The sequence below is a fragment of the Galenea microaerophila genome (assembly GCF_054657255.1).
Map to the genome: position 1 here is coordinate 743,420 of NZ_BAAHWZ010000001.1, position 14,374 is coordinate 757,793.

Below are 14,374 nucleotides of genomic sequence, written 5' to 3' on the forward strand. Positions count from 1 at the left end.
AAAAGCCGCTCAACAGAGCGGCTTGAATGGGTTTAAGCTTTTACAGGAATGGTTTTGTCGGCCTCAATACCATATTTTTCCATGGCTTGTTTGACCACTTCAGGCTTGACTTTGTTTTGATCTGCCAACGCTTTCAGTGCCGTCACCACTACATAATATTTGTTCACTTCAAAGAATTCGCGTAACTTTTCACGCGTATCTGAACGGCCAAACCCATCCGTTCCCAATACATAATAGTCATTTGGCACATAGGCACGAATGCGCTCTGCATAATCGCGCATATAGTCCGTCGCTGCGATAACAGGCCCTTCAGCCCCCGACAATTGTTGCGTCACATAAGGGGTTTTAGGCTCTGCATCTGGATGCAATTGATTCCAACGGGTGGTTTCAATCCCGTCTCGACGCAGCAGATTAAAGCTTGGCGCAGCCCAAAGATCTGCTGCCACATTCCACTCGTTTTCCAAAATTTCTGCCGCGGCAATCACTTCACGGAAAATGGTTCCTGAACCCATCAATTGCACGCGATTTTCATGGGGCGCTTCGGATTTTTTAAAGGCGTAAAGGCCTTTCAAAATCCCTTCTTCAGCCCCTTCCGGCATCGCAGGATGGCTGTAATTTTCATTCATGGAAGTGAGATAATAGAAGACATCTTCTTTATTGTGCATCATACGACGGATACCATCACGAATGATCACCGCCATCTCATAGGCAAATGTTGGGTCATAACTGATGCAATTTGGCACCATATCAAACATAATCAAGTTATGCCCATCTTGGTGCTGCAAACCTTCCCCTTCCAGGGTTGTCCGACCTGCAGTGGCTCCGACAATAAAGCCACGAGCACGAGAATCCCCTGAGGCCCAAACCAAGTCCCCAACACGTTGATAGCCAAACATAGAGTAATAGATATAGAATGGAATCATGCTTTCGCCATAGTTGGCATAAGCAGTCGCAGCCGCAATCCAGTTTGCCATGGCGCCCGCTTCATTGATCCCTTCTTCAAAAACCTGACCATTGGCGGATTCTTTGTACCACATCAACTGATCTGAATCCATTGGCTCATACAATTGACCGGCTGGATCATAGATACCGACTTGTCGGAACAATCCTTCCATGCCAAAAGTGCGCGCTTCATCTGGGACAATCGGCACACAACGAGGACCGAGCGTTTTGTCACGCAATAAAATTGATAGGATGCGCACAAATGCCATCGTTGTCGACATCTCACGATCGCCTGTGCCTTCCAACATCATTTTAAAACTGCTCAACTCAGGCACCGGCAGTGGTTTAGCCTCATCACGTCGTTGAGGCAAGCTGCCACCCAACTTCTCACGTTGTGCCTTCATATACTGCATAATTTCAGAATTTTCATCCGGCTTATAGAAAGGCACATCTTTTTCCAACACTTCATCTGGAATGGGAATGGCAAAGCGGTCACGGAAATATTTCAACCCTTCTACATCGAGTTTTTTCTGTTGGTGAGCCGTATTCGCCGCTTCCCCATAAGGCCCCATACCGTAACCTTTAATGGTCTTCGCTAAAATAACCGTCGGCTGGTCTTTGGTTTCTGTGGCCTTGAGATACGCATTATAAATTTTACGCGGTGAGTGGCCGCCGCGGGTGAGTCGGAAGATCTCTTCATCGCTCATATCTGCAACCAAGGCTGCAGTCTCTGGATACTTGCCGAAGAAGTGCTTACGCACATAGGCACCATCTTTCGCTTTATAGGATTGATACTCACCATCGACGACTTCGCCCATGCGTTGGATCAACTTGCCGGATTTATCTTTTTGCAACAAGATATCCCAACCAGATCCCCAGATCACTTTAATCACATTCCAACCGGCACCACGGAAGAAGGCTTCAAGCTCTTGAATAATTTTGCCATTACCCCGTACTGGACCATCTAAACGCTGTAGGTTACAGTTGACCACAAAAATCAGATTGTCCAATTTTTCTCGGGTTGCCAACTGAATCGCGCCTCGAGATTCTGGCTCATCCATCTCACCATCACCCAAGAAAGCCCAAACTTTACGCCCTTCCGTCTCAGACAGTTTACGCGCTTGCATATATTTCATAAAACGCGCTTGATAGATCGCCATTAAAGGCCCAAGTCCCATGGAAACGGTTGGGAACTGCCAGAAATCAGGCATCAGCCATGGGTGCGGATAAGAAGCCAGGCCTTTGCCATCCACTTCCTGACGGAAATTTTTCAAATCTTCTTCAGTTAAACGTCCTTCTAAAAAGGCGCGTGCATACATGCCAGGCGCCGTATGCCCTTGGAAGAAAATCATATCTGCGCCCTGTTTATGATCCGGACCCTTAAAGAAATGGTTCATCCCCACTTCATATAAGGTGCAACTTGAGGCATAAGAAGCAATGTGTCCACCCACACTGGTATTTTTATTGGCGCGCACGACCATAGCCATGGCATTCCAACGCAAAATCGCGCGTAACTTCTGCTCAATTTTCGCATTCCCTTTATAAGGCACCTGCTGCTCAACAGGGATGGTATTAATATAAGGGGTGTTGGCCGAATAGGGCGTATCAATCCCATGCTGGCGGGCTTTTTCAATCAAAGCTGAAATTAAATGCTTAGCTTTTTCTGAACTCTCAAAAGCCACAACGGCCTCAAAGGCTTCAATCCACTCTTGAGTTTCTTGTGGATCCGGATCAATGAACTGTTCGCTCATAAAACTTCCTCATGGTTTGGACAGGTCTTGTCACTACGGTTAAGGCCATCAATAATTTTTATAGAGACCAAAAATTAGCGGAATCATAACATTTTTACCGACAATTTTACAGCTCAGCACAGATTTACGAAACCGCGTCCTGTTGTGAATCTGTTTGCGGCTCAGCACGCTGTTCTGCAGAAGTGAGCCAAAATTTATGCATGGCCCCTTCGAGCTCAGTGAGGGCTTTTTGGTAAACGCCACGTTTAAAATCCACCACATCTTGCACCGGCAGCCAATAATCCACCCAGCGCCAATCCTCAAATTCAGGGATTGTATGGGTTTCTAATTGAATGGCTTTATCATCCGCGACCAAGCCAAACATAAACCAAATTTGTTTCTGACCCACACAAACGGGATGACTATGATGGCGGATTAAATGACTGGGCAGATCATAATAGAGCCAATCTTCCGTTTTGCCGATCACACGCACATCTGAAGGAGATAAGCCCACTTCTTCTTTCAACTCTCGAAAGGCAGCTTGCTGCGGAGTTTCATGAGGACGAATGCCCCCTTGGGGAAACTGCCACGCATCTTGATGCACCCGTTTTCCCCAAAAAAGCTTTCCCTCTTTATTAACAATTATAATGCCGACATTAGATCGGTAACCTTGATCATCTATCACAGGAATTCTCTATTAAAATTTTATTACGTTAATAGTGCCTAATTTTCGCCCATTTTTCAATCATTGAATTAAATTTCAAGACAAACTCTGCTAGAATTCAGCATATTCAATTTAAGGAAAACAGCATGACATTAGCCATTTTTGATCTTGATAATACCCTCATTGCGGGAGACAGTGATTACCTGTGGGGACAATTTTTAGTCGAAAAAGGGGCGGTCGACGGAGATTTTTTTGAAGCTGAAAATGAGCGCTTTTATTCCGACTATCAAAAAGGCACTTTAGACATTATGGCTTACCAGAAATTCTCTTTAGCGCCGCTGACCAAACAGCGTATGGCAACTCTGCGTCACTGGCATGAACTCTATATGGAAAAATATATTAAACCGATCTATCTGCCAAAAGCACAAGCACTGGTTGACCAACACCGTGAACAAGGCCATACCCTTTTGGTCATTACCGCCACCAATACCTTTGTGACCAAACCCATCGCCAAACTTTATGGCATTAACAATATTATTGGAACAGATCCAGAAATCATCGATTGTCGATTTACCGGCAATGTAAAAGGCGTGCCTTCTTTTCAAGAAGGTAAAGTGATTCGTTTAAAAGAGTGGCTGAAGGTGCATCATGAAACTTTGGAAGGGAGCTATTTTTATTCCGATTCGCATAATGATATCCCCCTTTTAGAAAAAGTGGATCACCCTGTCGCTGTGGATCCTGACCCCACACTGAAAAACTATGCACTACAGCATCAGTGGCCAATAATCTCTTTACGCTAAGAAGACCCTCTCTCGTTTCTATCTTTTTAGACCTTTAAATGTCAAAATCCCCAGTCCTGTGCTTAAGGCAGGACTGGGGATTTTGACAAAAATTTAGACCTTTAGAGAAAAAAGTCTTTAGGTTTGTTTAAAATCAATAATTCCAGACATATTGCGCACTAAAGATATTGACTGATGGCGTATAGCGACCAATTAAGTACTCCACATCATTGGTCGTATAGTTAGAATCCACCTTTTCACTCCAAAGATAACTATAGCCTACATCAATATGAGAAGCTTTAGAGACTTGATAACCGAAACCAGCCGAAATCCACTTACGATCCGCATCTGGCGTTCTGGGGGAGCGATGCTTACTATTTGAAACCGGTGATTGATCAAAAGCAATCCCTGTTCTTAAGGTGAGCTTAGCAGAATAAGGGTATTGCACCCCCGCAGAGACGCGCCAACTGTCTTTAAAGTCTTGGCGGGTATTCGTTAGAACAGAACCATCATCCTTTTTGATTTCCAGCTCTTTATAGTCTGACCATTTTGTCCAAATGGCACCTAATAAAACTTCTAGCTTGTCATATTGATGGGTCACGCCTAAATTCAAACTGGCAGGTAAGGTGACTGTGGATTTTATGCCACTGTCTTTCACAAAATTGGACAAATCTGCGTCTAAGGTATACTTCACATTTCCTGTTGCAAAATGCGTAATGGCTGAACGATACCCTAAACCCAATTTTGTTTTGTCTGAAGCTTGATATAAAAAGCCAATGTTATAGCCAAAGGCCCAACTATCAGCATTAATCTTTGCATCACCATCACTATTTCGATTAATAGAAAGCGAAGTATTATAATTATTGTTAATCTTATAAGCCAATAACCCTTGGTTGACTTTCTGCGTCATAACCAGATCGACTCTCTGTGCATTCAACCCAAGACCGACAGAAAATTTAGGGGTCAATTTTCGCGCGATGGTAGGATTAATATTGACCGTTTTCAAATCTGTTTTAACAGCAAAATAACGTCCTACCCAGTCACTGTCATAGGTAATATCATTCCCAAAAGGCACATTAATGCCTAGCCCTAAATCATAGTCACCCGCCTGACCTTTCCAGTAAAAATTAGGCACTAATGCAGGCTTGGAGCCATTGCCTTTGCCTTCATCTGAAGTACCAAAGGGAGATTTATAGACCCCCTTAAACTCTACATCAGGCACAATGTAATGCCCAGTTAAGATCAATTGATGTCCATCAACCTCTGAAATACCCGCGGCATTAAACCACATGACACTGCTATTATCGGTATTGGCGGCTGCCCCCGCATAAGAGAGACCTTGACCATTCGCCGACTGCTCAATTAAGGCGAAGCCCGATGCCATGGCGGCATTTGAGGCAAGCGCCAAACTGGCGATTAATATTGAATTTCGATATTTCATAGATAATAACCCTTATTTTTATAATTAAGCCGGCAAACTGCTCTCTTCATACAAAAAATCCTTTACCGATATTTGGTAAACATTTTAATCAAATTGTCACATATTGCGAATTAAACTTTTTAATTTTTACCAACAGTTTTAAGAAAAGTCGCTCAGCAATCGATGCGAATTTTGTGTTTACAGCACCTCTATGGCCTGCTGTAAACTATTTACGCCCATCACCTCCATACCGGCAACGCCGCCTTTCGGGACATTGGCTTGCGGCACGATTGCCCTTTTAAAACCGTGCTTAGCCGCTTCAAACAGGCGCTCTTGTCCACTGGGTACAGGGCGTATTTCTCCCGCTAACCCAACTTCGCCAAACACAATTAAATCTTGTGGCAAGGCTTGATTGCGCAAACTGGAAAGGATCGCAATCAATACGGCCAAATCCGCACTGGTCTCTGATACTTTGACGCCCCCGACGACATTGAGATAGACATCTTGATCCCCTGCTTGAATACCGGCATGCCGATGCAATACGGCCAGCAACATGGCAATCCTATTTTGGTCGACCCCCACTGTGACCCGACGCGGCGATCCATAAGGGGACTCATCCACTAAGGCTTGAATCTCTACCAAGAGCGGTCGAGAACCTTCCCAAATCACCATGACCACAGAACCAGGTGCGGGCTCTTCGCCTCGTGAAAGAAAAATGGCTGAGGGGTTTTTCACCTGCTTCATCCCCTTATCTGTCATGGCAAACACCCCCAACTCATTGACCGCTCCAAAACGGTTTTTGATGGCGCGCAGCGTACGGAAACGACTATCAGATTGCCCTTCTAAAAAAAGCACGGTATCCACAATATGCTCAAGTACACGCGGCCCCGCCACTTCACCAGATTTGGTCACATGACCAACTAAAAAAATGGTTGTCTGTGTCTGTTTAGCAAATCGAGTCAAAAAAGCTGCGGTTTCACGCACCTGTGACACGCCACCTGCCGCCCCCGACACTTCTGCTAACTGCATGGTTTGAATCGAATCCACCACCATAATTCTGGGTTTTTCCAGCTCTGCTGAGGTCACAATGGCCTCAACATCTGTTTCGGTCAATAAGCGTAATTTGTCATCTGGTAACTGCATGCGTTTCGCGCGCATCGCCACTTGTTGCAAAGATTCCTCACCGGTGACATAGAGCACAGGCAGCTGCTGACTGAGTCCGCACATCACTTGGAGTAACAAAGAAGACTTCCCCACGCCAGGATCGCCGCCAATGAGCACAACGGAGCCCGGGACAATACCACCCCCTAAAACACGATCTAACTCTGAAATACCAGAAGGGGTCCGCGGTTGCTCAGCTAAATCCACCTCTTGAATGCCACGAACACGATTTTCAGTCAGCCCAGTATAACCCGTCGACTTTGTTCGCTGCTTTTTCTGACTTTGCGAAGCGCCGAGCCGCACTTCTTGAAGGGTATTCCATTCCCCGCAAGCGGTACACTGCCCTTGCCACTGTCCATAATCTGCACCACATTCTGTACAGACATAAGCACGTTTTGCCTTTGCCATATGCTTTTCATTTACCTAATAGAAGAGACCTTTGCACGAGATGGCTCGACAGCTCACTCATGCAAAGGTCCCTAGAAAAAACCCATGCGACCTCAATCGGTTTACATGGGTTTTAAATGGTTTAAACCTATAGAGACCCTTGTCCCTACAAAAGCCTATTTTTTGACATCACGCCAATACTCTTTTTTCAACAGATAAGTCAAAATAAAGAAGAACGCTAAGAAGAGAAGAACCTTCCACCCCAAGTCCCAGCGTTGAGTTTTCACTGGCTCACTCACATACTCTAAGAAATTTGCCAAATCTCTGACATTTTGCTCAACGACCGCTTTCTTTTCATGGCGCTCAAGACCCAATAAAACATTGGGCATTGCCGTACCGGGTAGCAGTTGATTATCCCATTGCCCCTTCTCTTTTTGATAAAACCCTAGAAGGAAACTATAAATATAATCTGTCCCTTTTAAGCGCGCCATTAATGATAGATCTGGCGCAACCGTTCCAAAGACTTGATGCTCTACATCCGCTGGGATTCTTTGAATCACATCGTCGTAGAATTTATATTGGGTAAACGCCATCTTTTGCAGAACCTCTTTCTCGGTCCAGCCCAAATCTCTCGCAATGCGATTGAAGCGCATATATTTTAGACTATGACAGGAGAGACAATACTCTGAAAAAAGAATTGCACCTCTTTGTAAAGAAGCTTTATCCCTCAAATCGTTATTCGCCTTTTGTAATTGAATATGCCCCCCACTTGCCATGGTCACGCTCGAGAGTGACATTAAGAAAAAGCTGAGAATTGTAATCATTTTTTTCATCTAACTCACCCTCTTTGGTAATGGCTTCGTATGCTCGTGTGCCGAAGTGAATGGCAAAATTAGGAAGAAAGCAAAATAAGCAGCCGTAAAGATTCTGGCTAATTTTGTCAATTCAGGCGTCGCAGGCTGCGTGCCTAAATAGCCTAAAGCCAAAAAGCTGATCACCAACATGGCTAACAAAAGCTTATAAGATAGACCCCGATAGCGGATAGAACGGACTTTGCAGCGATCCAGCCAAGGTAATGCAAACAAGACGGCAATCGCCCCTCCCATCGCCAGCACCCCTAACAACTTGTCTGGGATGGCGCGTAAAATCGCATAGAAAGGAGTAAAGTACCACACAGGCGCAATATGTTCCGGTGTTTTCAACGGATTGGCCGGTTCAAAATTAGGGGGTTCCAAAAAGAAGCCACCCCCTTCAGGGAAATAAAAAATAACTGCCGCAAAGAAAAACATAAAGGCCACCGCCCCCATCGAATCTTTGACGGTATAGAATGGATGAAAAGGAATCCCATCCACTGGAAGCCCATCTTTATTCTTGTTCTTTTTAATATCAATCCCATCTGGGTTATTGGAGCCCACTTTATGTAAAGCCACAATATGCATAAAGACCAGAATCAACAGAACCAATGGCAATGCAATCACATGCATGGCGAAGAAGCGGTTGAGCGTAACATCAGAAATAACGTAATCGCCACGAATCCATAAGGCTAAATCAGGACCGACGACAGGAATCGCGCTAAAGAGTGAGATAATCACCTGAGCGCCCCAATAAGACATTTGTCCCCAAGGCAACAGATACCCCATAAAAGCCTCGGCCATTAGCACCAAGAAAATCATCATACCAATGAGCCAAACTAGTTCTCGGGGCTCTTTATAGGAGCCATAGAGTAAGCCGCGGAACATATGCAGATAGACAACGATAAAGAAAGCGGAAGCGCCGGTGGAGTGCATATAGCGAATCAACCACCCCCAGTCTACATCCCGCATAATATATTCAATTGAATTAAAAGCCTCTGCTGCACTGGGTTTATAGCTCATCGTCAGCCAGATACCGGTAACGATCTGATTGACTAAAACCAGAAGCGCTAGGGCGCCAAAAAAGTACCAAAAATTTAGATTTTTAGGCGCATAGTATTGCGCAATATGTTCATTCCAGGTACTAATCAGTGGATAGCGCTGGTCTAACCAATGCAGCAGTGTGCCTTTTTTTGGGCTGTTTGAAGTTGCATGATTCATGCTTGCGCCCCCTCTTTGACAGTTTTAGGATCTTCTCCAACCTTAATCACTGTGTCTGTGACATAGCGATGCGGTGGAATTTCTAAGTTAATCGGTGCCGGCACCCCTGTATACACTCGTCCGGCTAAATCAAAGCGAGAACCATGGCATGGGCAGAAAAAGCCCCCTAACCAATTTGGCCCTACTTCCTCAGCACCCGGATTAGGTCGATACATCGGAGCGCACCCTAAATGCGTACAAACGCCCACCACAACAAGAAATTCAGGTTTAATGGAACGCGTTTTATTTTTGCAATATACCGGTTGCTGACTCTCATCTGAGTTTGGATCTCTTAATTCAGGCTCTACTTTAGACAAAGTCGCTAGCATCTCGGGGGTACGATTGACCACCCAGACGGGCTTTCCTCGCCAAGCAACCGTCAGCATTTGACCCGGTTGTGCGGCACTAACATCAATCTCCACTGGCGCTCCAGCCGCCTTTGCTTTTTCACTTGGCATCCAAGAGCTCACAAATGGTACCGCCAACATAGTTGCCCCTGTGGCCCCGACCACACCGACCGCACCGGTTAAAAGTTGTCGGCGTTTAAGTCGATTTATACTGATTTCTTGTTTATCAGACATAGCGTCCTTCCTAATTTAAACCTTATGCTGTCATCGACGAGCATTCAGAGTTATCGCATAATTTGAATGTCTATATCATATAAGCAAATTACAAACAAAACCATAAATTATATTTATGACCTTATTATAGATATCAGAAGAAACTAATGTAATCTTCTTGTAACTTTTTGTATTTTTTAAGATTACTATTTTATTCTAGAACCTTAACTTATTTGGAAACTTATTCAGTACGCGCCTGACTACACCGGATTATCTATATCAATAAACTGTGTATCCACACCAAATTTCTGTTGCAAATGTTCGCCCAAAGCCTTCACGCCATAGCGCTCTGTTGCATGGTGACCTGCAGCCAGATAGTGAATCCCTAACTCTTTAGCGAGATGTGTGGTCTGCTCAGAAACTTCCCCTGAAATATAGAGATCCGCGCCCATCTCCGCTGCCTGCTCAATATAATGCTGCGCGCCACCGCTGCACCAAGCGACTTTCTGAATAACCTGCGGCCCACCTGGTAGATGCAAGGGCTTGCGCTTCAAAGTTTGGGTCACCCGTTGCATAAATTCCGCCATCGATACCGCAGCGTCAAGTTGTCCAATACGCAAAAGGGATCCAGGTTCACCCAAATCTTCAATTTGCCATAGCTTTGCTAATTGCGCATTATTCCCCAGCTCTGGATGCGCATCCAATGGCAAATGATAAGCCAATAAATTGATCTGATGCGCTAATAATTTTTGAATACGTCTCTGTTTATAGGAGGTAATCGTCTGCCGCTCATTTTTCCAAAAATAGCCATGATGCACCAACAAGGTATCTGCACCCGCCTCAATCGCAGCCTCAATCAAATCCAAAGAAGCCGTCACGCCGGTCACGACTTTATTCACCGTTTCTGAACCGGCGACTTGCAATCCATTAGGAGCATAGTCCTTAAACTGAGAGACTTGGAGTAACTCCTCTAAATAAGCCAATAATTCATCTCTTTGCATCTTGTTCTCCTATTAGACACAAAAAAGCCAAATGTTTCGGTAAACTTTTACCGAAACATTTGGCCGATTTTTTAAGAAACCTTTGCATGCATGACACTCAAGCTAAAATTTCAGCCATTTGTAGCCGTAGCATCATGTTGTACAAAGGCTTTGCGGAAGATAAAGCTAATCTTTCACCCGATAACGTGCTGAAGCTGCATGCGCTTGTAAGCCTTCTCCATCTGCCAAAGTGGCTGCAATACGCCCTAAATGACTGGCCCCTTCTTCAGAGCACATAATCAAACTCGAGCGTTTTTGGAAATCATACACACCCAATGGAGAGGAAAAACGGGCGGTACGAGATGTAGGTAGAACATGATTGGGTCCAGCCACATAGTCTCCTAGCGCCTCAGCCGTATAGCGACCCATAAAAATGGCTCCTGCATGACGGATTTTAGGCAGTAGCGCTTCAGGATCGTCCACAGATAACTCCAAATGCTCTGGGGCAATCTTATTGATCATCTCGATGGCTTGGGCTTCATCTTCCACCACAATCAGCGCACCACGATCTTCCAAGGCTTTTTGGATAATGGCTTGACGAGGCATCTCAGGCAGTAACTTGTTCATGCTTTGATAGACTGCTTCGGCAAAATCGGCATCTTGCGTCACTAAAATCGCTTGCGCATCTTCATCGTGTTCAGCCTGTGAGAAAAGATCTACGGCAATCCAGTCAGGATTGGTTTTCCCATCACAATAAACAAGAATCTCTGAAGGACCTGCGATCATATCGATGCCCACTGTGCCAAAGACTTCGCGCTTAGCTGTGGCCACATAAATATTCCCCGGCCCCACAATTTTATCCACTGCTGGAACGGTTTCTGTACCATAAGCTAAGGCGGCAACCGCTTGCGCTCCACCTAAAGTAAACACACGATCCACACCACAAATGGCAGCAGCCGCCAGTACCATCTCATTGACCTCGCCCTCTGGCGTTGGTACGACCATAATCAAGTTAGGCACCCCCGCCACTTTAGCGGGGATCGCATTCATAATCACAGAAGAAGGATAGGCTGCTTTTCCGCCTGGTACATACAAGCCAACACTGTCTAGACAGGTCACTTGTTGTCCCAAAAGGGTGCCATCTGCTTCACGGTAAGACCAAGAGTCCATGACCTGTTTTTCGTGATAATCTTTAACCCGTTGTGCCGCAATCTCTAGCCCTTCTCGTTGATCTTGTGGAATATTGTTTAACGCTTCATGTAAGCGGGCCCGCGGGATCTCCAACTGATCAGCAGAATCCAACTGTAACCGATCAAATTTCGCAGTGTACTCCAACAGCGCTTCATCCCCACGTTGACGGACATCCTGTAAAACTTGTTTAACCACTGCATTGACCGAATCATTGGATACGGTATCCCACGCTAAAAGTTGATCTAATTCTTCATGAAAGCCCACATCATTGGCAGATAATCTTCTAATCTTCAACATTTCTCTTTCTCTCAATTAATGGCAGTTTTAAATTTTTCGACGATCTCATTCACCTGATTAAATTTGGTTTTATAGGCATGCGCATTCACAATTAAACGCGAACTGATATCCGCAATATGCTCTAGTGGCTGCAACCCATTGGCTTTTAAGGTATTCCCCGTATCCACCAAATCGACAATGCGATCGGCCAAATCAATTAAAGGCGCAATTTCCATTGAACCATACAATTTAATTAAATCGACCTGCTCCCCTTTTTGCGCATAATAGGCGCGCGCTGATTTTAAATATTTCGTCGCAATTTTCAGACGATGGCCATGTGGCTTCTCATCAACAGGCCCAGCCACCATCAATTTACATTGCGCGATTTTCAAATCTAAGAGTTCATATAAATTATCCGACGGTGCCTCTATTAAAACATCTTTACCAGCCACCCCCAGGTCTGCCGCACCATGGCTCACATAAGTGGGGGCATCGGTTGCGCGTACAATCAACAGACGAATATGATCATGATTGGTTGGAATGATCAACTTTCGACTTTGGCTAGGATCGACCAAAGGCCGAATATCTGCCGCTTCCAGCAATGGCAAAGTGTCTTTATAAATGCGCCCTTTAGACAAGGCAATCGTCAACTGTTCAGACATATTTATTATCCTACTCGTACAATATCCGCACCCAATCGGTGGAATTTTTCTTCAATGAGTTCATAACCACGGTCAATATGATAAATGTGATTCACCACGGTCTCTCCTTCAGCGGCTAAACCGGCCAAAATCAAACTGGCAGAAGCACGCAAATCTGTAGCCATGACAGGGGCGCCTTTCAATTTTTCCACCCCTTTAATATATGCCGTATTGCCTTCTACAAATATATCCGCCCCCATGCGAATTAACTCCGACACATGCATAAAACGGTTCTCAAAGATAGTCTCTTCTACTTTGGAGCGCCCTTGTGCTAAAGCATTCATGACCACAAACTGTGCTTGCATATCGGTAGGAAAACCTGGATAAGGTTCGGTGACAATATCCACGGGTTGCAGTGTTCTTCCCTGCATATCCAGTGTAATTTGATCTGCTTCAACCTCAACCTTAGCCCCAGCTTGTATAAATTTTTCTAAAACTGCAGTTAAATGTTTTGGAATGACTTTGGTGACAGTCACCTTCCCATAGGTCACAGCGGCGGCTGCTAAATAGGTACCCGCCTCAATACGATCGGGAATCACCCGATAAGAAATTCCCTCCAGTCTCTCCACACCTTCAATCTCAATGACATCTGTTCCAGCGCCTCGAATCTTAGCTCCCATAGCATTTAAGAAATTGGCCAAGTCAACCACCTCAGGTTCCTTCGCAGCATGACGAAGCGTGGTTTTCCCCTCAGCTAAAGCAGCAGCCATCATCAAGTTTTCAGTACCGGTCACCGTCACCGGCGACATGACAATCTCTGCACCTTTAAGGCGCCCATTCACTTTGGCATTAATATACCCCTCTTCGACCACCACTTCTGCCCCCATCTTTTCCATCCCATTAATATGAATGTTAACAGGACGGGAGCCAATGGCGCAGCCGCCTGGCAAGGCAACTCGAGCCTCTCCAAATCGAGCCAGCAAAGGACCTAAGACTAAAATCGAAGCGCGCATGGTTTTCACCAAATCATAGGCGGCTTCCTTAGAGGTCACATGCGTTGGGTCAATTTCGATATTCAGATGCTCGTCAAACAACAACTCAACACCCATTGAGGCCAGTAACTGTAAGGTGGTCGTCACATCTTTAAGGTGTGGAATATTTGAAAGCGTCACGGGTGTTTGCGCCATAATACAGCCCATTAAAATCGGCAACGCAGCGTTCTTAGCACCTGAAATCTCAACCTTACCCTGAAGCGGAGCCCCTCCCTGAATGACTAATTTATCCATAAACGATTTCTCTGCCCTTCACTCGTGCTCTGGCACTTTAGTCTTGATTGAGAGGGCATGCAAAGCCCCTGACTCAAGATAAGGTTTAAAAATGTCATTAATCATGCGGTGACGCTGTAAGGGCGACTTGCCCACAAAAGCCTCACTGGTCACTTCAATGGTAAAATTGCACTCTTCCCCCGCCGTTGTGACTTGGGCATCAGGCAGTTGCGCCTGAATCATTTCTCTAATTTTCTCTGGAGACAT

The 14,374-nt window shown here is 45.2% G+C and carries 13 protein-coding genes; 1 reads left to right on the forward strand and 12 read right to left on the reverse strand.

Annotation, left to right across the window (positions count from 1 at the left end; all coding sequences use genetic code 11):
• Positions 1 to 32 precede the first annotated feature (32 nt).
• Together aceE and ACYQ05_RS03635 are read right to left on the reverse strand one after the other, a co-directional pair.
• The gene (gene aceE, locus ACYQ05_RS03630; RefSeq protein WP_459818420.1) at positions 33 to 2,693 is read right to left on the reverse strand and encodes a pyruvate dehydrogenase (acetyl-transferring), homodimeric type; all 2,661 of its coding nucleotides are present in this window, start codon (positions 2,691 to 2,693) and stop codon (positions 33 to 35) included.
• A gap of 124 nt (positions 2,694 to 2,817) precedes the next feature.
• Positions 2,818 to 3,357, reverse strand: a complete 540-nt coding sequence (locus ACYQ05_RS03635) for an RNA pyrophosphohydrolase (RefSeq protein WP_459818422.1) — start codon at positions 3,355 to 3,357, stop codon at positions 2,818 to 2,820.
• Between the two features lie 125 nt (positions 3,358 to 3,482).
• On the opposite strand from ACYQ05_RS03635, the gene ACYQ05_RS03640 reads away from it, so the two are divergent.
• Positions 3,483 to 4,136, forward strand: a complete 654-nt coding sequence (locus ACYQ05_RS03640; RefSeq protein ID WP_459818424.1) for a histidinol-phosphatase — start codon at positions 3,483 to 3,485, stop codon at positions 4,134 to 4,136.
• A 133-nt stretch (positions 4,137 to 4,269) separates the two neighbouring features.
• On the opposite strand, the gene ACYQ05_RS03645 is transcribed toward ACYQ05_RS03640, so the two are convergent.
• The 10 genes from ACYQ05_RS03645 to ACYQ05_RS03690 form a co-directional block, all read right to left on the reverse strand.
• The gene (locus ACYQ05_RS03645) at positions 4,270 to 5,556 is read right to left on the reverse strand and encodes an OmpP1/FadL family transporter (protein ID WP_459818426.1); all 1,287 of its coding nucleotides are present in this window, start codon (positions 5,554 to 5,556) and stop codon (positions 4,270 to 4,272) included.
• Between the two features lie 177 nt (positions 5,557 to 5,733).
• Positions 5,734 to 7,104, reverse strand: coding sequence for a DNA repair protein RadA (gene radA, locus ACYQ05_RS03650; RefSeq protein ID WP_459818428.1), 1,371 nt, complete (start codon positions 7,102 to 7,104; stop codon positions 5,734 to 5,736).
• 155 nt (positions 7,105 to 7,259) lie between these two features.
• Positions 7,260 to 7,916 (reverse strand): cytochrome c1, encoded by a 657-nt coding sequence (locus ACYQ05_RS03655; protein WP_459818430.1) that lies wholly within the window; start codon positions 7,914 to 7,916, stop codon positions 7,260 to 7,262.
• Positions 7,917 to 9,155, reverse strand: a complete 1,239-nt coding sequence (locus ACYQ05_RS03660; protein WP_459818432.1) for a cytochrome b — start codon at positions 9,153 to 9,155, stop codon at positions 7,917 to 7,919. It abuts the gene before it with no gap.
• A complete protein-coding gene (gene petA / locus ACYQ05_RS03665; protein ID WP_459818433.1) occupies positions 9,152 to 9,775 on the reverse strand; it encodes a ubiquinol-cytochrome c reductase iron-sulfur subunit in 624 nt (207 codons plus the stop codon). Before petA ends, ACYQ05_RS03660 begins: the two co-directional genes overlap by 4 nt.
• 239 nt (positions 9,776 to 10,014) lie before the next feature.
• Positions 10,015 to 10,755: a Nif3-like dinuclear metal center hexameric protein gene (locus ACYQ05_RS03670; protein ID WP_459818435.1), complete on the reverse strand. Its 741-nt coding sequence runs from the start codon at positions 10,753 to 10,755 to the stop codon at positions 10,015 to 10,017.
• Between the two features lie 165 nt (positions 10,756 to 10,920).
• Positions 10,921 to 12,222, reverse strand: coding sequence for a histidinol dehydrogenase (hisD, locus tag ACYQ05_RS03675; protein ID WP_459818437.1), 1,302 nt, complete (start codon positions 12,220 to 12,222; stop codon positions 10,921 to 10,923).
• 11 nt (positions 12,223 to 12,233) lie between these two features.
• Entirely contained in the window at positions 12,234 to 12,863 is a 630-nt protein-coding gene (gene hisG / locus ACYQ05_RS03680; RefSeq protein ID WP_459818438.1) for an ATP phosphoribosyltransferase, read from the reverse strand.
• A 5-nt stretch (positions 12,864 to 12,868) separates the two neighbouring features.
• Positions 12,869 to 14,128 carry a UDP-N-acetylglucosamine 1-carboxyvinyltransferase gene (murA, locus tag ACYQ05_RS03685; RefSeq protein ID WP_459818440.1) on the reverse strand — a complete coding sequence of 420 codons (1,260 nt, stop codon included), beginning with the start codon at positions 14,126 to 14,128 and terminating at the stop codon, positions 12,869 to 12,871.
• An 18-nt stretch (positions 14,129 to 14,146) separates the two neighbouring features.
• Entirely contained in the window at positions 14,147 to 14,374 is a 228-nt protein-coding gene (locus ACYQ05_RS03690) for a BolA family protein (protein WP_459818442.1), read from the reverse strand.